Genomic DNA, 25,103 nt, shown 5'->3' on the forward strand with positions numbered 1-25,103 from the left:
CGGTGTAATGAATGTCATCACTATCGTATTATATTGTGATAGTTATTCAAGATGATTAATGTAAATAATCTTGCTACTGTTAAATTTAATTTAGAGGTGCAGAATTAACCATGAATCAAAATGCAGTTGGTGTGGCTGTAGTTGGGACTGGATTTGGTCAAAAAGTTCATATCCCTGGGTTGCTTGCCCATCCTAGAACTAATGTAGTTGCTGTTTATCATCGGGATATTCATCAAGCCCAAGCCATTGCAAATGCCCATAAAATCCCTCATGCTTGTACTACTATTACTGATATTGTCAACATCCCAGAAGTACAAGCAGTTAGTATTTCTACACCACCATTTCTGCATTATGAAATGGCTAAAACTGTACTAAAAGCAGGTAAACATTTATTATTAGAAAAACCCACAACTTTAAATGCAACTGAAGCTAAAGAATTATATCAGTTATCAATTACAAATCAAGTAACTGCGGTAGTAGATTTTGAATTTCGCTTTGTTCCTGGCTGGCAATTATTTGCAGATTTATTAGCATCGGATTATGTCGGTAACAAACGCTTGATTAAAATTGATTGGTTTGGTTCTTCTCGCGCTGATACTTCTCGCCCGTGGAATTGGTATTCGTCTCAAGCACAGGGCGGTGGTGCATTGGGGTCTTTGGGTTCCCACGCTTTTGATTATATTTATTGGTTATTTGGGCCAGTCCGCAGATTAAGTGCTTATTTAAGTACAGCCATCCCCAACCGCCTTGACCCCAGTACTAATCAACTCAAGCCGGTGGAAACCGATGATAATTGTTTACTATCCCTGGAATTAGCCGATGGGACACCTTGTCAACTGAATATTAGTGCAGTGGTTCACGCACCGCGCACCCATTGGTTAGAGGTGTATGGCGATCGCGGTACCTTAGTCTTAGGCAGCGAAAATCAAAAAGACTACATCCACGGTTTTCGCGTTTGGGGTTCTCAAATCGGACAACCACTCACAGAAATTGAAATTCCTCAGTCGTTAATGTTCACCCAAAACTTCACCGACGGCCGCATTTCTGCATTCATTCGGGTAGTAGACCAATGGTTGCAAGGAATTGACCAAAAGCAGTCAGTCGTCCCATCCTTACGCGAAGGAGTTTATTCCCAATTATTAATGGATTTATCCCATCAATCTCATCAAAATAGCAGTTGGGTAGATGTCCCTAGTTTGGATACTTATCTGGAAAATTAAGAGTTAAGGGAGTAATATTTTACTCCCCATATATCATAATGCTTCAGAACACCAACAAATTACGTTAAAATACCACGGCTTTTGCCGTACCAGATAGCGGCGTAACTATGTATGTCTGTGTCTGCCCTTGATTAAATGCCGGGATTGGTGAAAAACGGTTGATAGTGACAATACCTTTAGTTTCAATTTTGGCTTCGTTACGTTGACCTAGATTGACCGCAGGTAAAAGCAAACTAAATGTAGTTGAGCCAGTATCTACTGTCCTGCGGATGGTTACTGTTACTAATTGACCAATTTCTGTTTCTGTAGTCCGAATTTCATCTCCAGAAAAGTGTAAAGTTTGTTGTCTGTCTTTGTAGTCTAGAAGAGGCTTACCAGTAAAGCTAGTTGTTGAGTAAGTAACTTTGATCTGCGGGTTTTGTAACTGATACAATGTTGGGATTTTTGCTTCTTGGGCATGAGATGGCATAACAGGTATAGTTGTTAATGCCATACCCAGGGTTAATAATGAAGCTAAATGTTTTGTTTGCATATTTCCAAAGTGATTGCGAGTTAATCAATAATGTGACTTTTTTAACTAAAAATTAGTCAAAAACATTATATCTTGATAGTATTTGGTTGAAATCAAAATGACTTCTTGAGTTTGCATAGTTAGACACATAATTTATTATGTCTACTAGCTATTAAGATGAGGTTAAAAATTGAGTATTAATGCTGAAATTGGAGAAAAATTTTGGGCAATTGGCAAAAATCAAGCATTTAGTTAGCGATCGCACCCATTACTAAACTGTGCGAATTTGCAAACAAAGCCATTAGCATAAATATTATGCTGCAAATTGCTAAGTCTATCTTCCATCGTCGGCTAACTAGTGCGATCGCCCTTCCCAGCGTTCTCTTATTGTTATTTGCTGGGGTTTCCCTTTGGCAAGTCAACCGCCTACTCTCAGCACTGCAATGGGTAGATCATACAGATCAGGTAATTACCCAGGCTTACCGCACCCACAACTTATTGCTGGATATACAATCAGGATCACGCGGTTACATTATTACCGGCAAGGAATATTTCCTGCAACCTTACCAAGAAGCTCAATCAACTATTGATGCTGCTTTTTTAGAATTAAAAAATTTGGTTACAGATAATCCTCCCCAAGTTGAACGTGTCAAGCAACTCCAGTTGCAATCTCAAGAGTGGAATCGTTTGATTTCTCGAACAATAGAAATCCGTCGTCGGCTAGGTAAAGTTGAACCTTTGGTAGCATTTGAGGTGCGTCAACAGAAGATGGATGCAATGCGCCAGCAAATCTCAGATTTTATTGCTACAGAAGAACAACTACGCAACCAGCGCAGCCGAACTGCTCGCTACACAGCACAACAAGTAAGTGCAACTAGCATAATTTTGGCATTGGTTATTGGGGTAACTTTTGCTTATTACATTCGTCAACAAATATATAAGGTATCACAAACTTATGAAAATGCTTTGAAAACTGCGATTGAGCAAACACAAAAAGCTCAACGTTCGGCTCAACGCTTGGCTGATTTGCATCAAATTGACCGAGCAATTTTATCCGCTCAACCGAATGTCACAATTATTAGAAATGGTTTGGGCAGATTGCGTCAACTGATAAATTGCCAACAAGCGTTTTCTATCTTGTTTAATTTTGAAAACAAAATAGCCGAAGTGCTTGCAGGAAATGCTGATGGCGAATTACTACTGGCTGAAGGTACTACACTGCCAATTACCGATTTTACGCCTGTAGAAGTTCTACAAACACCACAAATTTTTTCAGCAGACAATGAATATTTGCCAATTGTCAAACAACTGCTGGCTACAGAGTTAAATAGTTGTTTAATTATCCCAATGCAGGTGGAAGATACTGTGATTGGTCAAGTAATTCTGGCTCAATCTCAAGGTTCCAGTTTTAGTAGTGAAATTGTCGAAATTGCCACTGAAGTCTCAGCACAATTAGCGATCGCAATTCAACAATCTCAACTCCGCCAACAACTCGAAGATTATGCCGCTCAATTAGAGCAGCGAGTATCACAACGTACTGCCCAACTTGAGGAAGTTAATCAAGAATTAGAAGCTTTTAACTACACTGTTTCTCACGACTTACGCGCTCCCCTACGTACTATGCAAGGTTTTGCCCAAGCTCTGCTAGAAGATTACAGCACTCAACTAGATTCCTTTGGTCAAAGCTATCTCAACTACATTGCTGAGGGTGCGTTGCAAATGGATACCTTAATTACCGATTTGCTAAGTTATGGCCGTCTCGCTCGTGTCCAAATTCAAATTCTACCTGTTGACTTAAATACTGTAGTTGGCGAAGCACTTAAACAATTAGACGCACAAATTAAAGAACAGCAAGCACAAGTTAAAATTGACAATTCTTTACCGCAGGTTCTGGCTCATCGCTCTACCCTAGTACAAGTGCTAACCAATTTGTTGAGTAATGCCATTAAGTTTGTTAAGCCCAATGATATACCTATAGTGCAGATATACTCCGAAGAGTATATTCAGGAAGGAACTCATTGGATCAAGTTGTGGATTTTCGACAATGGCATTGGCATTGCACCAGAACATCAAGAGCGGATTTTTCGGGTTTTTGAACGACTCCACGGCATAGAAGTTTATCCTGGTACAGGCATTGGACTGGCGATCGTGCGAAAAGCCTTAGAGCGGATGGGCGGTTTGTGTGGAGTAGAATCGCAGCTAAATACAGGTAGCCGCTTCTGGATTGCTTTACCAAAAGCTGTTCGTAACCGCCAAGACACCATAGATAGTTAATGACTATCTACGTAGGGGATTTCTTTCATGTAACTTCGATAACTCCTGCGGTAGAAGACAAAAACTCAGAAATTGCTCAGGATGATCATAAGTGGGTCTCAAATATTATGCAGCCTCACATAGCAGTCTATGAGCATAAGGAGTGAACTATATGAAGAATCAACTAGAATTTAAGTATAAATCAATACATACATATAATTTTTGGGTTGTTCGCTCAAAAGCTACAACAGACCAATGAATACCTTATCCACAGGGGAAACAATCTTACTAGTAGAAGACAATCCCCAAGATATTCTCCTTGTGCAGAGAGCGTTTCGGAAAGCTGGCATTACTAACCCACTACAAGTAGTACATGATGGGGATGCAGCAGTACTTTACCTTTCTGGAGAATCATCTTATAGCGATCGCAGCCTTTATCCATTACCAGTCTTAATCTTGCTCGATTTAAAATTGCCGCGTCGTTCTGGCGCTGAGGTTTTAACTTGGTTAAGACAACAACCGGGAATTAAGCGTCTGCCAGTGGTTGTTTTGACAGCTTCTCAAGAATATACAGATGTTAATCATCTGTATGACTTAGGTGCAAATGCTTACATGGTTAAACCTGTAGCTTTCGATAATTTAGTGGAAATTGTCACCATTATTAACCAACATTGGCTGGTTTTTAACCAAAAACCAGAACTGGGTACTTCTTAAATTAATTAATTATTAATTCCAATGTTACGCATTCTCCTGATTGACGACAATCCCCACGATCGCTTGCTGGCAATTCATGCCTTAGAGCGAGAGTTTGCCGACCTTCAGTTCCAGCAAGTTAATCGCCCACAAGAGCTTGAGCAGGCATTGTCAGCCGGAGAATTTGACGTAGTAATTACTGACTATGAACTACGTTGGAGTGATGGCATAACAGTACTGCGGGAGATCAAAAGGCGCTATCCAGAAATACCTGTAGTGATGTTCACTAACAGTGGCTCACAAGAAATTGCTGTGGAGGCAATGAAATCGGGCTTGGATGACTATGTCATCAAGTCTCCCACTAACTATATGCGTTTACCTGTGGCGGTACGTCTAGCACTCAAGCAAGCTACAACTCAACGCCAAATGCAGAGGTTAGAAACGCGCTTTCAAACCCTACTCAATCAACTTAAAGTTGGAGTTTACCGCATCACAGCCGATGGAATTGTACTAGAAGCTAACACGGCGTTTTTACAACTGCTGGGTTTAAATTCATTAACTGAAATTCATGTCAATGAAACCCTTGAACCTTATTTTTCATCAGAAGACTATGCCCGACTCTTGCAACAACTGAGAACGAATGGAGATGGGCGGGAGCGGGAATTATTGTTACACCGCATCGATGGCAGTGAAATTTGGGTACGGATTAGTCAAACTTTTACTACTAACGGCAATACTAGAATCATTGATGGCATTATTGAAGACATTACTGAGCGCAAGTATGCCGAAAAAGCTCTCCTGGAGAGTGAAGCTAGGTTCAGGTGGTTATTTGAATCAAATGTAATGGGGATTTGTTTTTGGGATATTGATGGCAATATTACCGCAGCTAATGATGCCTATTTACAGTTAGTAGGTTACACACGAGCAGACCTAGAAACAGGCAGTTTACGTTGGACAGATATCACCTCGTCTGAATATAACGAGCAAGATTTAGAGATAATTGAAGAACTAAAGCAATTTGGAATTTCTACGCCCGTAGAAAAATATTACATTCACAAAGCAGGTTATCGCGTTCCTATTCTCATAGGCTGTGCTTTTCGAGAAGGTTCTCAAACTGATGGTTTTGCGTTTGTGGTTAATTTAACAGAACGCAAGCAAGCAGAACAAGAGCGAGAACAACTGTTGCAACGAGAACAAACAGCACGCCAAGAAGCAGAGGCGGCTAATAGAGTTAAAGATGAATTTCTCGCTATTTTATCCCATGAATTGCGATCGCCACTCAATCCAATTTTGGGCTGGTCTAAGTTACTCACTAGCCACAAACTCACCGAAGCCAAAAGAGCGGAAGCTTTAGCAACTATTGAGCGCAATGCGAAGTTACAAGCTCAACTCATAGAAGACTTGCTAGATATCTCACAAATTCTGCGGGGTAAACTCAGCCTGAATATTGCTGCTGTAGATTTGAGTTCGGTAATTTCCGCAGCCTTGGAAACTGTACACTTAGCAGCCCAAGCCAAAGGTATTCAAATCCAGACAACTTTATCACCAAATGTTGGTGCTGTTTTGGGTGATCCTGTACGTTTACAGCAAGTAGTTTGGAATTTGCTTTCTAATGCAGTGAAGTTTACCTCTGCTGGCGGTCGTGTAGAAGTCCGCCTAGAACAAGTTGGCAGACAAGCGCAAATTCAAGTCATTGACACAGGGCAAGGAATTAGCCCTGATTTTTTGCCTTATGTCTTTGACTACTTTCGGCAAGCAGACAGCCAAACTACCAGAAGATTTGGTGGATTGGGATTGGGTCTGGCAATTGTCAAACATTTGGTAGAGTTACATGGTGGCGCAGTTTGGGCAGCCAGCCCAGGAGAAGGGCAAGGAGCTATCTTTACTGTGAGAATACCGTTAATCAAAAATCAGACTCAGCAATCTCCAAGTAATGAACAGTCTGATATTTACCAAGAGTTAACAGGTATTCGGATCTTAGTAGTAGATGATGAAGTAGATTCACGCGAAGTCGTGGCTTTTATGCTCAAAGAGTGTGGTGCAGAAGTCATCGCAGTTGCATCGGCGACGGAAGCACTTTTGGCTTTTAACCAATTACGACCAGATTTACTCGTCTTTGATATTGGAATGCCCGATGTCGATGGTTATACACTGATGCGCCAAATTAGAAGTCTGTCCCCAGAAAAAGGTGGGCAAGTGCCGGCGATCGCCCTCACAGCTTATGCGGGAGAATTAAATAAGGAACAAGCTCTTTTGGCTGGTTTTCAAATGCACTCCTCTAAGCCAGTCGAGCCGAATGAGTTAGTTAGGCTGATTACTCAATTAGTTAAATCATAGAAGGCAGGAGGCAGGAGGCAGAAGGCAGGAGGCAGGAGGCAAAAGGCAGGAGGCAGAAGGTAGAAGTCTTTTACCCCACTCCTGCCTAATTTAGCGCGTATGAAATTCCACGGCTGTTTGTGAAATTTTGATGTCATAGTTACCAAAAAAATCGTGACCAAGTAAGCCGATACCTGCTTTGGATGCGATCGCCACCTCCAGATTATTGGCTACAATCCCACCCGCAGAGATAGACTGCACTTTGCCTGTAGGAAATTGTACTTGGCTACCATCAGCAGTTTGCGCTTGCAGCGTACCTGTGGGTTTAACTTGCAAAGCATTTGCCATTGCTTGGGTAATTAAGGTTCCGTTAGCACCTGTATCCACAATCATTTCAAAGGTTTTTTGGTTATTAAAGGTGACATCAATCACTGGGGTTCTACCAAAGTGACGTTTGATAGGTATCCGAAAAACCTTACCCCCAGAAGTTGTGTTGATTTTCTGAGCATCACTGCAAAGCTTGGTTAACTCCACCGTCATTCCAGATGCAGTCACCATAAAACAAGTGCCTTTATCTTCTGCTACTACCCGGTGTGTCAATGCTGCGAATATCAGCGTTGGCATTACTAAAATCAACGCTACGTTAATATTAGTAATTGCCCGTTTCCAAGCACAGTTCATTTGAGGAGGTTCTCCGATTGTTGATAAATAGGAAAAATAAATTCTTTATTAAAATTTCAGATTGATTTTTGCAGTTGCACAATTTCCCTGATTACGCAATAACTTTACTAGTGGAATCCGGTATTTTTCAGGATTCATTAATATCTAAAACTATGAAGTTTTTACCTAATAAATCTATATTATCGAGATTGAGGAAACGCTAACTTAAAGATTAAATGAAGAGTCCATAAATCTACTGAGGTAATATTTAAAGCTAGACACAATAATGAGTGACTGCATGGATAGCAGTAGCGATCGCATTTTCTATTGCAACATCTTTTTGTTCTAAAACGATCCCCTCATCAACAGTGCGTTGCGCCACCACACCACAAACAGCCGCCGCCGCAAATTGATACACACCTGCCATTTTGAACAATGTGCCGCATTCCATTTCGTAGTTCAAAATATTCAATCGCCGATACTCTTCCGTAATTCCCCGCAGCGATCGCATTACATAGGGATTTGCTGAATCAATGCGTTCCTGTCCTTCATAAAAAGTATCAACAGATGCCGTAATTCCTAAATAATGCTCAAACTTTAACTCTTGTGCAGCCTTGACTAAAGCCACTGTCAAAAACGGATCAGCCGCCGCTGGATATTCTATAGGTGCAATGTCATTAGCTGCACCTTGACGACATAAAGCCGCACTACTAATTACAATACTGCCGACTGGTACATCAGGTTGAATTGAGCCACAAGTCCCGATGCGAATAATTCGCCGGATTCCCACCTGCACTAATTCATTCACCACAATACTTAAAGAAGGCGCACCCATCCCACTAGTTGTAGATAAGATAGGGCGATGATTGGGTAAATAGCCTAAATAACTATCTAAACCCCGATTTTGGGATAATAAACGCACATCTTGTAAATAATTTTCGGCAATGAGACGGGTGCGATCGCGATCGCCCGATAATAAAGCAATCTCAGGCGGCGATTTCCCTAAATCCTCTTGCCCAAAACCAATGTGATAAAAGCGTTTATTTGTCATACTAATTTCACATAATCGAAACAATTTATACTTAGACAAAATTGTCAATTAGTATTTATGGAGCTTGAGAACAATACCTGTCTAGTAATGCCCGAGCAAATTCCTGATGTTGTCAGCTAGATATTGAGGATAGATAAATTGAGCATTGCCCATAAGCCGATACACCCAGCGACAAAATTCCTCCAGCGATCGCTTAGGTAATAATTAAATTTCTACCTTACTATAGTATTGGTTGTAGGCATTTGGCTAAGATTAATCCCGCAACTGGGAGCTAACAACAAGATAATAATTATATAAATAATGATATATAGGAATCATATTTGATTTCTAAAAAAACTCAGTAAACTTGTGTTACTTCTTTTTCTGTTCTTCCTGATATTGAGTTTTGCAGCTTAAATTCAACGATTTGTAACGTTTTATTTAAAAAATTTTATTTTAATAAATCAAAGCAGATTTTTTAATCTTAGTAATCCTACCCATACTTTGTAAAAATTCAATTTCATTCTGTTGTAGATAAAAAATAGAATATATTTCTCAACAAAACTGGACAAATACCGAAAAACCCAATATTTATAAAATTAGATTACTTTTGAGTAATCAAGAATGACATTATTTGCAAAAAATAATCAATCCAAGAAAATTTATCTAAAAATCTTGTGGATAGACTAATGTATGTGACTCATAAACAGAGATTTTCGCCTACCCAACTAGTTACTGTAACAGTCCTACTAACTTTACTCTTATTTATTCCTCAAATTTGGCTGAATTGGCAAGCATATTATAACTTCAATAATCTTACTAAAAATGAATTTAGATTACAAAAACTGAGTGACGAAATTATTTATCTTGATGAAGTATTAACTATGTCAGCCAGGATGAATGCTGTCACAGGTAACATCATGTGGGAAAAACGCTATCATCGATTTGAACAAAAACTGGATACGGCAATTCAAGAATCTATTAAACTAGCACCTCAAGCATATAAAAGTGAAGATGCTCAAAAAATTGATGTAGCTAATCAGCAGCTAGTTAAAATGGAATATCAATCTTTTGATTTAGTGAAGGAGAATAAACAGCAGGCAGCACAACAACTATTGTCTAGCCGCGAATATGAAACTCAAAAGCAAATTTATGCTGATGGTGTTGCGAAAAGAAGATTGAATATATCATTACAATTACAACAACAAGTTACTCAATATCGCCAAAAAATATTTTGGGCAGTTTTAGGTTCTATTGTCAGTTTAATATTGCTAATTCCCGCCTGGCGGTTAGTACTGAGACTATTGCAGGAATATTTAAAAGCTAAAAAAATAGCTCAACTTGCTTTAGAAGAAACTAATTTGATGCTAGAAACAAACGTTGCAGCTAGAACAGAAACATTAAATCAAAAAAATATTGAATTAGAACAAACCTTACAAGAATTAAAAAACACCCAATTACATTTGATTCAAACAGAAAAGATGTCGTCTCTTGGTCAACTGGTGGCTGGGGTAGCTCATGAAATTAATAATCCTGTTAATTTTATTTATGGTAATTTAAAATATGCGCGGGAGTATACTCAGCAATTAATGGATTTAATCAATTTATATCAACAAGAATATTCTGGTAACAATTTCCAAATAAATGCTGCGATCAAAGAGATAGATATAGAATTTATTCTGGATGATTTGCCAAAGATTTTATCCTCAATGGAAGTTGGAGCTGATCGTATCTGCGAAATTGTATTAACATTGCGTAACTTCTCGCGTCTGGATGAAGCTGACATGAAACCTGTAGATATTCATGAAGGCATTGACAGTACTTTGTTGATTCTACAACATAACCTAAAAGGTAAGACTGGTCAGCAAGAAATTAAAATTATCAAAGAATTTTGTGATAATTTACCTCTCGTTGAATGTTATGCAGGCGGATTAAATCAGGTATTTATGAATCTACTTAGTAATGCTATTGATGCTTTACGCGAAAAGGAAGTAGAAAACTCCAAGCAAAAGATTGAACAACAGGCTAGTTACATTCAGATTCAAACTCAAGTTAAAAATGAAGAATATATAATTATTCACATTAAAGATAACGGTTTTGGTATACCAGAGGAAGTTAAAAGTAAACTATTTGACCCATTTTTTACTACTAAACCTGTGGGTAAAGGTACTGGTTTAGGATTATCTATTAGTTACCAAATTATTGTAGATAAGCACAAAGGTAATATTAAATGTATTTCTTATCCAGGCAAGGGTACAGAATTTGTGATTGAGATTCCTATTAAGACGGCAGAGAGAGCAGAGGAAGCAGAGGAGCAGAGGAGAGGGAATTACCCGAATATTATATAACTTATAATTGTTACCGCAAAATTCGCATCGTTAAAGGATAGCGATAATGTTCTCCTTGATAAGCTTTAATAGCAGCAAATGTAACTAAAAATGATTGTAATAAAAGTAAGGCGATAATTAAGAAAGTCCAAACTAGAAGTAAGCCATCTAAAACAGATTTGACTTCATTCACTGCACCATTAGTTGTGATGGCAATACCACAGCTACCCAGAACGAGTAGTAACGAAAAAATAATTATCACCAAAGTATACAAAGTTAAGGAAATTTGAAAGTTTAAAGATTCTCTACCTTGAAAGTCAATCCAAGGATATTTAGCTTTTTTCAATCGCCAAATGACTAAGGGTAATAAAATATTCAATGGTAAATACAAGGGAATGCCCAGAAAAACCAATCCAAATAACAATAGCCATGCTACTAAAGCCGAAAGATGACATAACATCGCCCATGTACGCATTTGTTTTTGGACTTGTTTTCTCATGGCTTGTGAATGAGGAGATGGATAAATAGAATCTCTACTTACCACACTACCTTTAAACTAGCAGGAGAAAAGTTTAAAATTTAAGTATTTCTCGCTCATAATTTTCGGGTAAAGGTTCTACTTCCCAGACGATACCTTCCCCTGGTTCTAAAGCTACTTCGACAAACAGTTGTTCGACTGCGGTTGTGGCTATATCTTCGTTGTTGGGAAATGGCTGTAAGTCTTCTGTTAGCAGGCGCAGTTTAAAACCACCGGGGATGGCTGCGCCGACTGTGGCGTTACGCAACTCAAACCGCCAATAAGGTGAGTCAGGTTCGCCTTGGGGGATAATTGTCAGTTCGTAGATTTGTCCAGCGATCGCTAACTGCCGTGATATATTTGCCTCAGTTTGTCTATCTTCGACACTCCGCGCCGCCGCACTTAATTCTAAATTCCAACGTTCCCAACCAATTGCTTGGGCAAGTTGCGATACACCACTTTCTAACCATTGCAACACAGAACGCTGTTCGGGTAAATTAATCCGGCGTTCATATAAATTTTGTCGCCAACCGCTATGTTCAATTAACCCACCCCACAGTTGAAAAGGAATCGCTAACCGAGGGGTGATGACTTCCGCATTACCGAGGCGATTAATTAAGTTTTGGGCTTGGGCTTGTGGTAGGGTGGGAATTGCTGCAACGGGGGTGCGTGTTGCTTCGGACGTGCAGAATTCCCGCGCCACAGCTAAAACACTGATATCAGTAATTATCTCACTAGCGTTCAGAGAATAGGTGCGATCGCCTGGATCATAATTCCCCTGCTGCTTTAGTTGCGTGTGCGTACAATAACCCCAAACCCTGACATAGCCTGCATCTGGTTCTACTTGCACCGCCAAATAATAATCTCCCACCCAACTCGGTAAATCTATCCATTCTTGGGGTACACGTAATTCACTGCAATCAATATTTTCACTGGGAACTAAGATAAACCTCGTTGCATCTACTGTAACAGCAGTTCCATTTACCAGTTCCCAAAAACTGGATAATGCAGTGGTAGTTGGCCAAACCTTTGCCTGTGGTGTAAAGTCCTCCTGTAACCAAGGTAAGACAGCATTCAGGCAAAGTTCATTCAAATAAGCTTGATATTCCGCACTGGGATGAGAAAAAGCCTGACTACCTTGGGTAAATTCGGGAATCTCTAAAATTAAGTCTGTAGAATTAGCAAAAGTAACAGTCATCACAGTTTCTCCAGGGAAAGGTTTGGCTTGTTTTGGCGCTACTAGGGAACATTCTCTTTCCCGCACAGGCTACAAAGAATTTAGCTAGAAGATGGACTGTAGTAATTTTGTAGCCATTCTTCCATCACAGCACTCATACTTTTAAGTAAGTCTGATGTCAGAGAAATATGCAGGCTATCTTGGCACCAATTAGCTAAAGAACGCAACAAAACCTCCTTAGCTTTAGTTAGTCGCCGGGAAACAGTGTACTGCTTGATATCTAATTGTTTGGCGATCGCATCTTGATTGAGTTGCTGGGCGTAGTATAGTTGCAATATTTCCTGAATTTGTGCTTCTAATTGAGCGATCGCAGTTGATAATACTTGGTTAATCTCACTTTGCTGTTGACTTTTAGCTTGTGCTTCTTCTTGGGCGATAATTTCGTTAATTAATGATTCTTGCGTTCCCGGTAAATTATCCAATAACTCAAATCCATCATCACCGCCTAGAGAAACATTCAGAGAATCTGGGGTGGGATAAAGATATTTGCGGACAGCTTTTGCCGCACTGAGTAACCATTTTTCCAGAGTTTGAGAATTAGCAGGTTGGGTGGTTTGGGAATTGTAGAATTTTGCGATCGCTTCCCAAGTGGCATCATCTGGGCGAGATAATTGGCGAGAATTACCTGCTTTGCTGGGAACATACAAAGTTTTAAACCCATTCCAAGCCAAAATATAGGCGTGAATTGTCTCAGGAGATAAACCAGCATTTTGCAAAGATTCTGCCAACCGCTTTTGACTGGTTTTGCGTAACAAACCCCAATCACTACAAATATCAACTTCTTGACGCTGACGCAAAGTTTCGCGGATAGCAGTACTAAAAATTAGACTGGCGTAGTTTTTTAAAGTACTGCTTTGGGAAGGATTAAAATTTTTTAAGACAAGTTCAACTTGTGCGATCGCAATTTGGAAACAATCAGACAATTTAAACTGGCTACTAGCGAAAGCTGCACAGGTTTTTTGCGATATCCAATAACAAGGTTCTTGTAAATAAGCTGTAAGATGTTGTTTCGCTAAAGCTGCGGCGGCTGAATCTTGCCAAAACTTATACCAATACAGCACCCAAAAATATTCCGAATTTTCTTTTGGTATTTGCTGAAGACAACTTTGAATGTTGCGACGCAAGCGTGATTCCGTCGCCCATCGGCTGAAGCGATCGCCTTCAAACTGCACAAAAGTTGAAAAAATTTCAATAATACTTTGTCGAGGTTGCATAAAAAAATTACACGTCGACCGATAAAATAACGAAGCCTGCACAAACTTTACTACAAGGCCATTGCATAATTTTTCGCCAGATTAGGAAATTTTGAACAATTTTTATCCGGTTCAAGGGCAGTAGCAACAGAACAAGTAATTGGTAGATGCACCCTGATAACTAACTCCCCTGGCTGGTTTATACCAACTGGGGGATTTTTTTGGCTTGATTTCCTAAAATGAGCAGAATTTTATCCGGTTCAAGGACAGTAGCAACAGAACAAGTAATTGGTAGATGCACCCTGATAACTAACTCCCCTAGCTGGTTTATACCAACTGGGGGATTTTTTTTGGCTTGATTTCCTAAAATGAGCAGAATTTTATCCGGTTCAAGGGCAGTAGCAACAGAACAGGTAATTGGTAGATGCACCCTGATAACTAACTCCCCTGGCGGCTGCCACCACTGGGGGATTTTTTTTAGGCTTATGTACAAAGTTTATCTATCAAGATTGGGTGTAAAACAATAAAAAAGCCGGCGCTTAATTTACCCATAACTTTGCTGTCAACAATACTATAAGGCTCATTCTTGCGTCAGGAAAGTACCGGATGTTTGAGAATGGAACAGATATGCTCGCGTGAGTTGATCGCACTTAAAAATTTCGGTGAACACAAAAAACCCCCGAATTTATTCAGGGGCTAGAAGTTCATAAAATTACTAATTTTGATGCAATTACCTGAGATCAAACGCTGAGAGTTACCCCAAAACAACTGGGGACTGTCAATCAATTACGATGATTGTTACTGTAGCGAACCCTTGTACCTGCCCAGAGTAACTTTTCGCGCAGTGTTTGATAATAGGAATTGTTTTCGCGTAAGACAATAAATTTAGCTCGACACTCAGCCATCCTAACATCAACGCGATGTCCAGGCCAAATGGAAGTAGATAACACTCCATCCATCCACAATTTAGTACTTAAATCGTAATCGCCCAAAGGCCAAATACTTACCACTACCCCAGGCGGTAACACCAAGGGACGGCTAGAGAGGCTCATAGGACAAATCGGAGTAATGGTGACAGCTTCCATACCATCGTGCATGATGGGGCCATTAGCCGAAACAGTATAACCAGTAGAACCTGTAGGAGTAGAAATAATCAACCCGTCTCCTACATACTGATCGACGACTTCACCATCAATTTCCATTTCTAGGATAGAGGTGATCATGCGATCGGCAGAAGCGGGTTTAACACAAAATTCATTTAATGCTAGGTAGCGTTCGGTGACTGGTTCTAAATTCGTGCGATGGCCTTCATACACTGCGGCTTGTAGCATCATTCGCCGTTGAATGGCATAACGATCCTCCAACAGCCGATCCCACACTTTTTCAGTATCTTGAAATTCATCTACAGACTCGGTTAAAAAGCCCAGATGACCGCCCACATTCACTCCAAGAATGGGGATACCAGCTGGGGCTAAATGTCTGGCACTAGTTAAAACAGTACCATCACCACCGAGTACTAAAGCCATGTCAATTGGTTGATTAGACGATGCCAAAAATACCGGGTAAGGATTATCTTTTGGCCCGCTAGGCCCCATCAGTACATGACAACCGCGATTTTCTAGTTGCTTGGCACAAATTTCTGCCCAGCGTTTACTTTGAGAATCTCGCGCCTTATAAGCAATGATTACCTGCTTGAGTTGCACGCAAAATTACCACTTCAGGAGATTAAACTGCTCCATATCGACGGTATCACGGTTGCGATAAATGGCCAAAACGATCGCCAAACCTACCGCCGCTTCGGCAGCAGCCACAGTAATGACAAATACGGTAAATACTTGGCCTTTAATTAATGTTGAGTCAAGAAAGTTGGAAAATGCCATTAAATTCAAGTTAACAGCATTTAGCAGTAGCTCAATTGACATCAGCACCCGTACAGCATTACGACTGGTAATTAAACCATAAATGCCGATACAAAACAAAGCGGCGGCTAGTAATAAAAAGTACTGAAGTTGCATGAATCCTAGTATTCCTTGTAAAGTTTGCTGGCTGTAAATCTTTTGTTGAGGTTGGGTGTAAGGGTATAAGGGTGTAAGGGTGTTGAATATTTACACCCTTACACCCCTGCACCCTTGGACTAAACCATGATTTCTCGTTGTCATGGAAAATTTACTCTTGGCTGTCTCTACCTGCTGATACCAGTTCTCTAGGGCGTTCTGGCAAAGTTAGAACAGTTGACTGTGAAACTTGATCTGGCAGATACTCACGCCGCGCTAAAATAATTGCGCCTACCATTGCCATCAGCAACAAAATAGAAGCCAGTTCAAAGGGCAATAAAAAGTCACTGAAGAAATGCTCACCAATCAACACTATCGAACTTTCGCCAGCTACAGGCGTAGTGGAGTATGCCCAAGGGGTTGCCAAAACCATTGCACTCAACAAGCCAAATAGCCCAATACTAACTACACCTGTGAGTACTTTCCGCACACCAGCACTAGGAAATGGCGCAAAATTTTGCCGCTTGTTCACCAGCATAATGGCGAACAAAATTAACACGTTAACCGCCCCAACATAAATCAGCACTTGAGCGGCTGCTACAAAGTCCGCATTCAGCAACAGGTACATTCCCGCGATGCTGATAAACACGCCTCCTAGCAAAAAGGCAGAATAAACAATGCTGGAAGACAACACTACACCCAGTGCTGCCCCAATCAGCATTACAGCCAACACGCCAAACGAAATAATTTGTACACCTTCCGCTAGATTCACTGTTTTATCCTCAGTCAAACGATTTTGGATTTTAGATTTGCGATTTTAGATTGATGATTTTAGATTTGTTCTGTTGAACCCTTATAGAGTAATTTTCCTACTGTAAGCACTTGCCATTAAGTGATCTGGGGGCTTGAACGGAAAATAATCCAAAATCTAAAATCTAAAATCTAAAATTGGTATGGTCATTTGTCATTAGTAAAGGACAAAGAACAAATGACAAATGACATTTATTTTTCTGCAAGGTCTTCTGGACGTGCGCCAGCGCGGGGTGCATCTGCGGGGACACCATGAGGTTCAAGTACGCCCTTGGGTAGATAAACCAGTTCACGTAGCGGTGTCACCATTGGATCATTAGTGACTTTGTAAGGCAGACGGCCGAGAGCTACGCTGTCATAGTTCAGTTCATGGCGATCGTAGGTGGAAAGTTCGTATTCTTCTGTCATGGATAGACAGTTGGTGGGGCAGTATTCCACACAATTACCACAGAAGATACAAACCCCAAAGTCGATGCTGTAGTGTTTGAGTTTTTTCTTTTTACTAGCTTTTTCAAATTCCCAATCAACTACAGGTAAGTTAATGGGACATACACGTACACAGACTTCGCAGGCGATACATTTATCAAATTCATAGTGAATCCTACCGCGAAATCGTTCGCCTGGAATTAGTTTCTCGTAAGGATACTGTACGGTAATGGGTCGCCGCCGCATATGGTCGAAGGTAACAGATAGCCCCTGACCGATGTAACGACCAGCTTGTACTGCTTCTTTGGCGTAATCACCAACTTGCTTCAGGAACTTTAGCATTGTGTTTCACTCTCTCTTTTTTGTCATTTGTCCTTTGTCAATTGTCTTTGGTCATTTGTTCTTTGCTAATGACCAATGACTAATGACAATTGACTATCCACCAAAAGCGACGGGAAAGGCTAATTTCAGGGCGGCGGTTAATAGGAGATTAACCAAACCCACTGGTAACAAAAACTTCCATCCTAAATCTAAGAGTTGGTCAATGCGTACACGGGGTACTGTCCAGCGCAAGAGGATGGCGATAAACACTAGGAAGTAGGCCTTGAGTACGGTCATGGTAATACCCAGACCGGCAGTGACTACTTGTAAGACAGGATTAGTTTCACTGACACCTAACAAACTAGCGATGGTGCTAACAGGAATAGGAAAATCCCAACCGCCTAAATATAAAACTGATACTAATAAAGCAGAAAGCACTAAGTTCACGTAGGAACTGAGGTAGAACAAAGCGAATTTCATGCCAGCGTATTCAGTTTGATAACCTGCTACGAGTTCTTCTTCGGCTTCGGGTAAGTCGAAAGGTAAGCGTTCACATTCTGCTAAAGCGGCAATCCAAAAGATGAGGAAGCCGACTGGTTGTCGCCATATATTCCAACCGAGAATGCCGTAACCAGATTGCTGATTGACGATATCAATGGTGCTGAGGCTGTTAGACATCATAGCGATCGCCAGCACACTCAGCGCCAACGGAATTTCATAACTAATAGATTGCGCTGCTGCCCGCAACCCTCCTAAGAGGGAGTATTTATTATTGGATGCGTAGCCTGCCATTAACAAGCCAATTGGTTGAATGCTGGACAAGGCAATCCACAAAAAGACCCCCATACCAACGTTTGTAATGACGATATTCTGTCCAAACGGCACAATCAAATAAGACAGAAATACTGGCAGTACAACAATAATTGGGCCAAGGGTAAATAACCAGCGATCGGCTTGAGCTGGTACAATGTCTTCCTTAAACACCAACTTTAAACCATCGGCGACTGGAGCAAGTAAACCAAAAGCCCCAATAAATTCAGGGCCAATTCGCTGCTGTGCTGCTGCTGAAATCTTGCGTTCCAGCCATACACACACTAATACACCCACTGTTGCCCCAATCAGCATCAGGATCATTGGCAATGGCATCCAAATTGCTTTGGCTGTGCCTGCCGGTAGTCCTAAATCCGTCAGGGATTTAATAAACGTTCCTTGAAGGTCAATTCCTGAGTTCATGTTTCCGCTCTTTAGGTCATTTGAAGTATGAAGTGTGAAGTGTGAAGTATGAAGTATGAATTTTCTGCTTCAAACTTCAGCCTTCAGCCTTTCTGAGATGACTCCTGATTGAAGATTTATTGCCATATTCCCATGCCTAGTATATCGTTGCATGGTTTTCAGTCCCTGTAGCTATACAAGAACTTCTGCTTATAGGTAGGATTGGTATTCACTATGGGGGATGAACAAATCAAAAGACAAAAGAGTTTCAGCTTTTTACTTTTGCCTTTTATCTTTTGACTTCATCGCCCCTAGCACAAGCAAACATCAAAAAACTGCCGCTTCCATGCTGGCAACGGTTATTTGCTGCTTATAGGATTTCTGATTCCCTAAATGGGGGGTTGATGCTGATATTTTTACTTGCAGGTAGATGCTTTCTTAACGGTCACACGGCTAGTTAACGTTGGTCGAGCGGGGTGTAAGGAACTTCGTGTTTACCGTTATAAACTTGGGTGGGACGGAAAATCCGGTTTTCTGCTAGTTGTTCTTTCCAGTGAGCTAACCAACCAGCAACGCGGGCGATCGCAAATATTGGTGTAAACAAGTCTGTAGGAATGCCCATCTTCCTATACACCAAACCAGAGTAAAAGTCAACGTTGGGGTAGATGCCTTTATGACCGAGTTTTTCCTCGACTACCCGTTCCATTTCTTGGGCAATTTCGTAGTATTTATCTCCCCCAAACTTGTCAAACAGTTGCTCGGCAAGCTCTTGGAGAATAATAGCGCGTGGGTCTTTGACTTTGTAGACGCGATGTCCAAAGCCCATCAGTTTTTGTTTGTTTTGTAGGCGCTCCTCAACATAAGGACGGACGTTTTCGACTGAGCCGATTTCTTCCAACATCTGAATGACTTCTTCGTTGGCTCCACCGTGTAAAGGGCCGCCCAAGGTTCCCACAGCACTAGCTACTACAGCATAAGGGTCAGTCAAGGTCGAAGCTGTTACCCTAGCACTAAAGGTCGAAGCATTCATTGTATGCTCAACGTGCAGAATTAAGCAGATGTCAAAGATTTTTGCCGCCAAAGCATCCGGTTCTTTCTCGTGGAGCATGTAGAGAAAATTGGCGGAATAATCTAGGTCATCACGGGGCTTTACAGGGTCATTACCCTTACGCATCAACTGGAATGCTGCCACCATTGTGGGGATAGTTGCTATCAAGCGCACAACTGAATCTCGAATGTAGGCAGGGTTATGCAAATCGCGCAGGGAGTAAAACAAGCCTAAAGCCGCCGCCGAGGCTTGCAGAGCATCCATTGGATGACCGCTTTCCGGGAAGCATTTCATCATGTCCCGAATCCGGTATTTAATCCGCCTGTGGAGACGAACTTCTTCCTCAAACGCTTTGAGTTCTTCTTTACTTGGCAATTCACCCCAGATCAGGAGATAAGCAGTTTCGAGAAAGGTACTTTTGGCTGCTAATTCCTCAATCCGGATGCCACGATATTCTAGTATTCCCTTCTGCCCATCTACGTAGCTGATACTCGATTGGGCTGCGGGAATGCCTTCTAATCCAGGCTTGTATTCGCACACCATCATGGCAACACCATTTGCTTTGTGAAATATTCGATCACGCTAACTTACCAGAAATTAGTTTCGCCATAACAGTAGTCGCTATCACAACAATTCTTCGAGAAGAGTTGAAAAACTGTTATAGCAAGTACTTGGGTGGTGTCAACCAGAACATTTGACTACGACCCACAATAGCTCCTGCTTCTGGCAGTTTTACTCCGATCATACCTGCTTTTTTCAAGACTAAGCAGCCTTTGACTTCTCCCCAAAGGAGAATTTCTGCCCAGTTGCTTAAATCAGGTTCATGACCAACCAAGGCAAGTTGGGTATTTGGCGAATAATTTTTCGGTTCTAACCAGTAAACTAACCAACTGGAAAGATGACCACCAGGAGCGAGGTGAGAAGATTCTTCTAATTGTGAACTGAGTCCGGTGGCGACAAGAATTTCTGCTGTTTGACGAGCGCGGACTAGAGGACTGGTGACTATCAAATCAAATCGTAAATCCAGCTTGAGCAGACGCTGGGCAACTTTCTCGGTTTTTTGCCTGCCTTCTTTAGTGAGTTCTCTTTCCTCATCTTTAATGCCAGCCTGTCGCTCTTGTGCGATGCCATGACGAATCAGATACAGTTCCACAATAATAGCCCTGAGTGCTGAGTTAGGATTTACGCTTGATGTTATTTAACATATCCTAATTATTCTTGAATACTACAAGTGCAGTAGTGTTGGCGATCGCACTACAAAACTTCTCACCATTGACACTGCTCAAATCTCTGTTTCAAAAACTGTTTGTTGGGACGGCACATTTCATCCTGTGGAACTTGTAGTTCTTTGCCATCAATTGTGTGATATTCAGTTTTGTGCAAATTAGGGTGAATATAAACCTTCAGTGTTTCTGGATCAATAGTAATCAGATTTAAGTCAAATAAGGTATGTAAATCTGCACGTAATAACAAACCATTTGATAGCTCATTATTTTCTGTTTCAATATAAGGAATTATATGAGCGGCTTCGAGTGCGGCTTCTGCATCAAAATTGGTAATTGCACATTTGCCAGAATAAGCTTCTAGCAGAGACTGACGAAACTTTTGTTGTCCTTGTCTTCTAGCAATTGACACAGTAGTTTTTTCGCAAGCCTCTGCATAACTTTTAAAAGTCAAGAATTTTTCTTTCTCAAGCTTTTCTCTAGCACTTATTAATTTACTCTCATCTGGCACTAGATTTTTTATCTTTGATTTACAAAACTCTATTTTATCAATTACTTCAGCATCTTTTGGATCAACTTGTAAGGCTGATTTATATTCTTTAATTGCAGCATGATATTCCTTATTTTGCTTGAAAGCATCGCCTCGTTCAACAAAGACATCAACTAGTCTTCTTCCGTTACCTAAACTTTGCTGCATGAGTGTATGCTGTTTCCATACTAATTCTAAAAAAGGAGCAGCTTGACTATTATATCTAGAACCACCTCGCACAAAATATAAATTTACTCCTTGAAATTGAGATAATTCTTCTATGTGTTTTTGTTGTAGAGGAAAATCAAAGTCAACAACTGTATCTATTTTGATATCAACAAAAAAACCTTCATAGTAAGCATCTGAGTATGCTTCGCTTAACTCTGAATATTTACTGTCTAAAAATTTTAACTGTTTGTTTTTTGGTGCAGCGATGACATAACCAGAAGCAATAAATCCGCTGGGTTCATTGCCAACATTTCCGCTTCTTTGAAGATAGACTCTATCTCCAACTTGTATAAATCTAGAATTCCAGCAATTACACGACAGTATGTAGGAATTGCCTGAAGAAATTTCAGATTTTATTAAGCCAAAAAGTTTCTTACTATCCCTAATTATTTGTTTACTGTGATATTCAGCTTCACGGTAGCATAAGAAAATTAGAGTTTCCATCAAAGATATAATTGGCTAATTATGACAGTCATAATATTAGTCATTAAATATACTAACCGCAAGCCGTATATTTACTATGTTTTATGCTTAATTTCATCCGGCTACTTGAGTATTTCCATAACTCTTTGCGTCTTTGCGCCTTTGCATGAGGCTTAAAATTTTTGTTTTCTAACCTTCATGCAAGAATTATTATGTATACCTATAATTCACAAATTTAAATTTATATAGTAAATAAACAGCCAAGAAATAAATTTCTGGCTGCTAATTTAAAATCAGTTAAACTTTATCCTTTGCCTTCAATTGCAAGATTTACTCTGACTGAATGGGGTTATCTTTAGGGTTAACTAACTTCAGTAATTTTTGCTTAATCTGAGCGTCAAAAACTTCCCATTTCATCTTGGCGTAGGCTGGATTTTCGTTACTACCTGAGAGGAACCCCATTGGAATTTCAAAACCACCCGCACTGGTTCTACCACCGCCAAAAAAGCGTCCGGTGCTGTCTTGACCAAAGGCTTCTTTGATAAATTCATCGGGGTCGAGGGTGAGTTTGGTGGTTCTCAGGGAACCAATGACAACTTCAAGTTCATCGTCTTCATCATGAACGATACCGTAAACTACGGCAGTATGGACGTTTTCTTCTGTGACTAAGAAATCAGCTGCTTGGGGAATCGCATCGCGGTCATCGTAACGCAGATAACCAACACCAGCGATGGAAAAGTTATTCTGGACAATGCGGTTTTTGAGCGATCGCTCAATTACATCCATCACCCGCTTAGAACGGTTCGCTTGAAGAATCGCATTTAATAGTTGAGCATCATAAAATCGACTCAGGTAAGCAGCCGCCATAAAATCTTCTTCTTGTGCTTGCATCAGGCGATTTGTATCTGATCGCAAGCCGTGCATTAAGGCTGTGGCACATTTAACGTGTTGGCTAATGCTGCTGTCTAAAGCGAGTAACCCAGATTGTAAATACTGAGTAAAAATAGTTGCTGTCGCTCGTACGTAAGGACGAACATCAAGAAACTCTGATTTGAGTTCCGATTGTAAGCTGTGATGGTCAATCACTGCTACTAAGGGCATTCCTGACTGCTGTATAGTAGCTAATAACTGACTGGTGGTTCCCTGGTTATCAATGAGTACAAAACCTTGATAACATGACAAATCTTTAGATTTGACATTTTGCGGTGTCCAACGCTGTGCAGGTAAATTTGTCAGCTTGACTAAGGCGATATTTTCTTGATGGCTTAATGTCCCAGCATAAATAATTTCACACTTAATATCATATTGTTGAGCGATTAGCTGGTAAGCCCAAGCACAGGAAAGCGCATCAGGGTCAGGAAAATCCTGCAAAATAATTAGCTGGCGCTCATGTCTATGCGCTAATAATGTTTTTTGCAGTTCCTCTGCTTTTTGAAAGGCTAAGGAATTGTTACGTTGACTCAGATAAACACTTACCCCATCGCTGGTAGATGCTGTTAAGGATGGCCGATTCAGAGGTAGTTCTACTACTTCTTGGTGGTCTACCTCAGCATCTTCTGGATTGGGTTCTGTGGTCAATGAAAAACTCTCTGACTGCTTCAAGGAAGAATTTAGTTGCATAGAAAACATCTTTGTTAAGTGTGAGGCTGGATTGATTGAGAAAGTTACAATCAGGGTTTTACTGATTTAGCCACACATCTTGATCTTCGCAAAAATATAGAATACTTGGGATACGTATCTTGGTGTATTTTTTGTCAAGATAACCCGGCAAAATTTTATGAAGTTCTGCCAAATTACATATAACGGCAGAAAATCAAGGTTTCAGTTTTGTGATCAAACTCTAATTTTTCCCTTCCCTAGACCATTCTCTCAGTTAGAGAGAATTTTTGACGCAAGTCTAGCTTTTTTCGGTTTATGGATATACAATAAAAGACTGTTGAATTATTTAGGCAGATGCCAGCACACTACTCGCACAGCTACTGTTGGGTCATTCCCCTGAGCAGCTGCAATCCTTATAAGGATGCCACACCAGTCATAAGTAGTATGTCAGCACCTAACCTATTGTTGCCCCAACTCAGACAAAACCATCATACCGACCACAGGTCGTTGTGGCTGTGTCAATTTAGGGTGGAGTTGTTAGTGTCAAAGACCTATCACATATTTTTGCCACTCTTGATGCAGTCCACTTTTAAGATGCTTACTAACCTCAAAATAGAGGCTGCTGTAAGGTTGGCGGGGTAGATGACGCAGCAGCATGTGGGCTTCTTGCGGTGTGCGATTGCCTTTTTTCACATTGCAACGGACACAAGCCGTGACGATGTTTTCCCAAGTATCGCCGCCACCACGCGATCGCGGTATGACATGGTCTAACGTCAACTCATCCCCTGTATAGCCGCAATATTGACAAGTGTGACCATCGCGGTGCAAGAGGTTTCGACGAGTCAGAGGCATTTCCTTATAGGGAACACGCACGTAATGGCGTAAGCGGATCACCGTTGGCAATGGGAAACCCGCGTAGAGTAGTCTGCCATTGTGTTCGACTCGTTCTGCCTTGCCTTTAATTAACAAAACCGCAGCACGTCGCCAGCTCGTAATATTGAGCGGTTCGTAAGAGGCGTTTAAGACTAAAACCTTCCCCATTGATTAACGCTCAAGGTATTAGTTTTACATATATTAACACGATTCTCTTCTCCTTGGGAGATGAGAATAAATTATACTTCCGGAATAATTGAATAATTGGTGTATTTAATCAGAAATCTGGACTTGCCAGCCGAAAAAGTTAACTTGTACTGCTCAATAGTTATGGGAAATTTCAAGTTCAACCTCGATTTGGTAAGGTATTTGAGGTATTAAGCAATACTTGTAAATTTTTATTAACTGAGGTTGATGATCTTCCCCAAACTCAAATATTTCATACCTAATATTGAATTCG

At 40.7% G+C, this 25,103-nt stretch carries 22 protein-coding genes; 5 read left to right on the forward strand and 17 right to left on the reverse strand.

Going from position 1 to position 25,103, the window contains the following annotated elements; all coding sequences use genetic code 11:
• Positions 1-110: 110 nt before the first annotated feature.
• Positions 111-1,220 carry a Gfo/Idh/MocA family protein gene (locus H6G75_RS15815; RefSeq protein WP_190980980.1) on the forward strand — a complete coding sequence of 370 codons (1,110 nt, stop codon included), beginning with the start codon at positions 111-113 and terminating at the stop codon, positions 1,218-1,220.
• A gap of 64 nt (positions 1,221-1,284) precedes the next feature.
• On the opposite strand, the gene H6G75_RS15820 is transcribed toward H6G75_RS15815, so the two are convergent.
• The gene (locus tag H6G75_RS15820; RefSeq protein ID WP_199337889.1) at positions 1,285-1,752 is read right to left on the reverse strand and encodes a hypothetical protein; all 468 of its coding nucleotides are present in this window, start codon (positions 1,750-1,752) and stop codon (positions 1,285-1,287) included.
• Positions 1,753-2,046: 294 nt separating this feature from the next.
• On the opposite strand from H6G75_RS15820, the gene H6G75_RS15825 reads away from it, so the two are divergent.
• The 3 genes from H6G75_RS15825 to H6G75_RS15835 all read left to right on the forward strand — a co-directional run bounded on the left by H6G75_RS15825 (position 2,047) and on the right by H6G75_RS15835 (position 7,014).
• Entirely contained in the window at positions 2,047-4,005 is a 1,959-nt protein-coding gene (locus tag H6G75_RS15825) for a CHASE3 domain-containing protein (RefSeq protein WP_199337890.1), read from the forward strand.
• A gap of 234 nt (positions 4,006-4,239) precedes the next feature.
• Positions 4,240-4,698: a response regulator gene (locus H6G75_RS15830; protein WP_190980981.1), complete on the forward strand. Its 459-nt coding sequence runs from the start codon at positions 4,240-4,242 to the stop codon at positions 4,696-4,698.
• 21 nt (positions 4,699-4,719) lie between these two features.
• Entirely contained in the window at positions 4,720-7,014 is a 2,295-nt protein-coding gene (locus tag H6G75_RS15835; protein WP_190980982.1) for a response regulator, read from the forward strand.
• Between the two features lie 90 nt (positions 7,015-7,104).
• On the opposite strand, the gene H6G75_RS15840 is transcribed toward H6G75_RS15835, so the two are convergent.
• Entirely contained in the window at positions 7,105-7,674 is a 570-nt protein-coding gene (locus H6G75_RS15840) for a TIGR02281 family clan AA aspartic protease (protein ID WP_190980983.1), read from the reverse strand.
• 253 nt (positions 7,675-7,927) lie between these two features.
• Positions 7,928-8,704, reverse strand: a complete 777-nt coding sequence (locus H6G75_RS15845) for a nucleoside phosphorylase (protein ID WP_190980984.1) — start codon at positions 8,702-8,704, stop codon at positions 7,928-7,930.
• Between the two features lie 668 nt (positions 8,705-9,372).
• On the opposite strand from H6G75_RS15845, the gene H6G75_RS15850 reads away from it, so the two are divergent.
• Complete coding sequence (locus H6G75_RS15850; RefSeq protein ID WP_190981022.1) at positions 9,373-11,031, forward strand: sensor histidine kinase; 1,659 nt, start codon at positions 9,373-9,375, stop codon at positions 11,029-11,031.
• Positions 11,032-11,041: 10 nt separating this feature from the next.
• On the opposite strand, the gene H6G75_RS15855 is transcribed toward H6G75_RS15850, so the two are convergent.
• The 14 genes from H6G75_RS15855 to H6G75_RS15920 form a co-directional block, all read right to left on the reverse strand.
• A complete protein-coding gene (locus H6G75_RS15855) occupies positions 11,042-11,509 on the reverse strand; it encodes a DUF4870 domain-containing protein (protein WP_190980985.1) in 468 nt (155 codons plus the stop codon).
• Between the two features lie 73 nt (positions 11,510-11,582).
• Positions 11,583-12,725 carry a DUF1822 family protein gene (locus H6G75_RS15860; protein WP_190981023.1) on the reverse strand — a complete coding sequence of 381 codons (1,143 nt, stop codon included), beginning with the start codon at positions 12,723-12,725 and terminating at the stop codon, positions 11,583-11,585.
• An 80-nt stretch (positions 12,726-12,805) separates the two neighbouring features.
• Positions 12,806-13,978: a sigma-70 family RNA polymerase sigma factor gene (locus tag H6G75_RS15865; protein ID WP_190980986.1), complete on the reverse strand. Its 1,173-nt coding sequence runs from the start codon at positions 13,976-13,978 to the stop codon at positions 12,806-12,808.
• 178 nt (positions 13,979-14,156) lie between these two features.
• The gene (locus tag H6G75_RS15870) at positions 14,157-14,450 is read right to left on the reverse strand and encodes a hypothetical protein (RefSeq protein WP_190980987.1); all 294 of its coding nucleotides are present in this window, start codon (positions 14,448-14,450) and stop codon (positions 14,157-14,159) included.
• 289 nt (positions 14,451-14,739) lie between these two features.
• Entirely contained in the window at positions 14,740-15,660 is a 921-nt protein-coding gene (locus H6G75_RS15875; RefSeq protein WP_190980988.1) for an NAD(+) kinase, read from the reverse strand.
• 6 nt (positions 15,661-15,666) lie between these two features.
• A complete protein-coding gene (nuoK, locus tag H6G75_RS15880) occupies positions 15,667-15,972 on the reverse strand; it encodes an NADH-quinone oxidoreductase subunit NuoK (protein WP_006199065.1) in 306 nt (101 codons plus the stop codon).
• A gap of 151 nt (positions 15,973-16,123) precedes the next feature.
• Positions 16,124-16,723, reverse strand: coding sequence for an NADH-quinone oxidoreductase subunit J (locus H6G75_RS15885; RefSeq protein ID WP_190980989.1), 600 nt, complete (start codon positions 16,721-16,723; stop codon positions 16,124-16,126).
• Between the two features lie 230 nt (positions 16,724-16,953).
• The gene (gene ndhI / locus H6G75_RS15890; protein WP_190980990.1) at positions 16,954-17,529 is read right to left on the reverse strand and encodes an NAD(P)H-quinone oxidoreductase subunit I; all 576 of its coding nucleotides are present in this window, start codon (positions 17,527-17,529) and stop codon (positions 16,954-16,956) included.
• A gap of 93 nt (positions 17,530-17,622) precedes the next feature.
• Positions 17,623-18,741 carry an NADH-quinone oxidoreductase subunit NuoH gene (gene nuoH, locus H6G75_RS15895; RefSeq protein ID WP_190980991.1) on the reverse strand — a complete coding sequence of 373 codons (1,119 nt, stop codon included), beginning with the start codon at positions 18,739-18,741 and terminating at the stop codon, positions 17,623-17,625.
• Between the two features lie 436 nt (positions 18,742-19,177).
• Positions 19,178-20,314, reverse strand: a complete 1,137-nt coding sequence (locus tag H6G75_RS15900; RefSeq protein ID WP_190980992.1) for a citrate synthase — start codon at positions 20,312-20,314, stop codon at positions 19,178-19,180.
• A 112-nt stretch (positions 20,315-20,426) separates the two neighbouring features.
• Positions 20,427-20,921, reverse strand: a complete 495-nt coding sequence (gene sixA, locus H6G75_RS15905; RefSeq protein ID WP_190980993.1) for a phosphohistidine phosphatase SixA — start codon at positions 20,919-20,921, stop codon at positions 20,427-20,429.
• A gap of 113 nt (positions 20,922-21,034) precedes the next feature.
• Positions 21,035-22,192 (reverse strand): HNH endonuclease, encoded by a 1,158-nt coding sequence (locus H6G75_RS15910; RefSeq protein ID WP_190980994.1) that lies wholly within the window; start codon positions 22,190-22,192, stop codon positions 21,035-21,037.
• A 309-nt stretch (positions 22,193-22,501) separates the two neighbouring features.
• On the reverse strand, positions 22,502-23,791 hold the full coding sequence (locus H6G75_RS15915) for a bifunctional oligoribonuclease/PAP phosphatase NrnA (RefSeq protein WP_190980995.1): 1,290 nt from the start codon (positions 23,789-23,791) through the stop codon (positions 22,502-22,504).
• 522 nt (positions 23,792-24,313) lie between these two features.
• Positions 24,314-24,811 (reverse strand): HNH endonuclease, encoded by a 498-nt coding sequence (locus H6G75_RS15920; protein ID WP_062288673.1) that lies wholly within the window; start codon positions 24,809-24,811, stop codon positions 24,314-24,316.
• Positions 24,812-25,103: the final 292 nt, after the last annotated feature.

This window comes from Nostoc sp. FACHB-280, assembly GCF_014697615.1.
Classification (GTDB): Bacteria; Cyanobacteriota; Cyanobacteriia; order Cyanobacteriales; family Nostocaceae; genus Nostoc_B.

What these genes read in the sequence shown, in the direction of transcription:
- H6G75_RS15815 (WP_190980980.1), top strand. Translation starts at nt 111, where the DNA reads ATGAATCAAAATGCAGTTGGTGTGGCTGTAGTTGGGACTGGATTTGGT.
- H6G75_RS15820 (WP_199337889.1), bottom strand. Translation starts at nt 1,752, where the DNA reads ATGCAAACAAAACATTTAGCTTCATTATTAACCCTGGGTATGGCATTA.
- H6G75_RS15825 (WP_199337890.1), top strand. Translation starts at nt 2,047, where the DNA reads ATGCTGCAAATTGCTAAGTCTATCTTCCATCGTCGGCTAACTAGTGCG.
- H6G75_RS15830 (WP_190980981.1), top strand. Translation starts at nt 4,240, where the DNA reads ATGAATACCTTATCCACAGGGGAAACAATCTTACTAGTAGAAGACAAT.
- H6G75_RS15835 (WP_190980982.1), top strand. Translation starts at nt 4,720, where the DNA reads ATGTTACGCATTCTCCTGATTGACGACAATCCCCACGATCGCTTGCTG.
- H6G75_RS15840 (WP_190980983.1), bottom strand. Translation starts at nt 7,674, where the DNA reads ATGAACTGTGCTTGGAAACGGGCAATTACTAATATTAACGTAGCGTTG.
- H6G75_RS15845 (WP_190980984.1), bottom strand. Translation starts at nt 8,704, where the DNA reads ATGACAAATAAACGCTTTTATCACATTGGTTTTGGGCAAGAGGATTTA.
- H6G75_RS15850 (WP_190981022.1), top strand. Translation starts at nt 9,373, where the DNA reads ATGTATGTGACTCATAAACAGAGATTTTCGCCTACCCAACTAGTTACT.
- H6G75_RS15855 (WP_190980985.1), bottom strand. Translation starts at nt 11,509, where the DNA reads ATGAGAAAACAAGTCCAAAAACAAATGCGTACATGGGCGATGTTATGT.
- H6G75_RS15860 (WP_190981023.1), bottom strand. Translation starts at nt 12,725, where the DNA reads ATGACTGTTACTTTTGCTAATTCTACAGACTTAATTTTAGAGATTCCC.
- H6G75_RS15865 (WP_190980986.1), bottom strand. Translation starts at nt 13,978, where the DNA reads ATGCAACCTCGACAAAGTATTATTGAAATTTTTTCAACTTTTGTGCAG.
- nuoK (WP_006199065.1), bottom strand. Translation starts at nt 15,972, where the DNA reads ATGCAACTTCAGTACTTTTTATTACTAGCCGCCGCTTTGTTTTGTATC.
- ndhI (WP_190980990.1), bottom strand. Translation starts at nt 17,529, where the DNA reads ATGCTAAAGTTCCTGAAGCAAGTTGGTGATTACGCCAAAGAAGCAGTA.
- nuoH (WP_190980991.1), bottom strand. Translation starts at nt 18,741, where the DNA reads ATGAACTCAGGAATTGACCTTCAAGGAACGTTTATTAAATCCCTGACG.
- H6G75_RS15900 (WP_190980992.1), bottom strand. Translation starts at nt 20,314, where the DNA reads ATGATGGTGTGCGAATACAAGCCTGGATTAGAAGGCATTCCCGCAGCC.
- H6G75_RS15910 (WP_190980994.1), bottom strand. Translation starts at nt 22,192, where the DNA reads ATGGAAACTCTAATTTTCTTATGCTACCGTGAAGCTGAATATCACAGT.
- H6G75_RS15915 (WP_190980995.1), bottom strand. Translation starts at nt 23,791, where the DNA reads ATGCAACTAAATTCTTCCTTGAAGCAGTCAGAGAGTTTTTCATTGACC.
- H6G75_RS15920 (WP_062288673.1), bottom strand. Translation starts at nt 24,811, where the DNA reads ATGGGGAAGGTTTTAGTCTTAAACGCCTCTTACGAACCGCTCAATATT.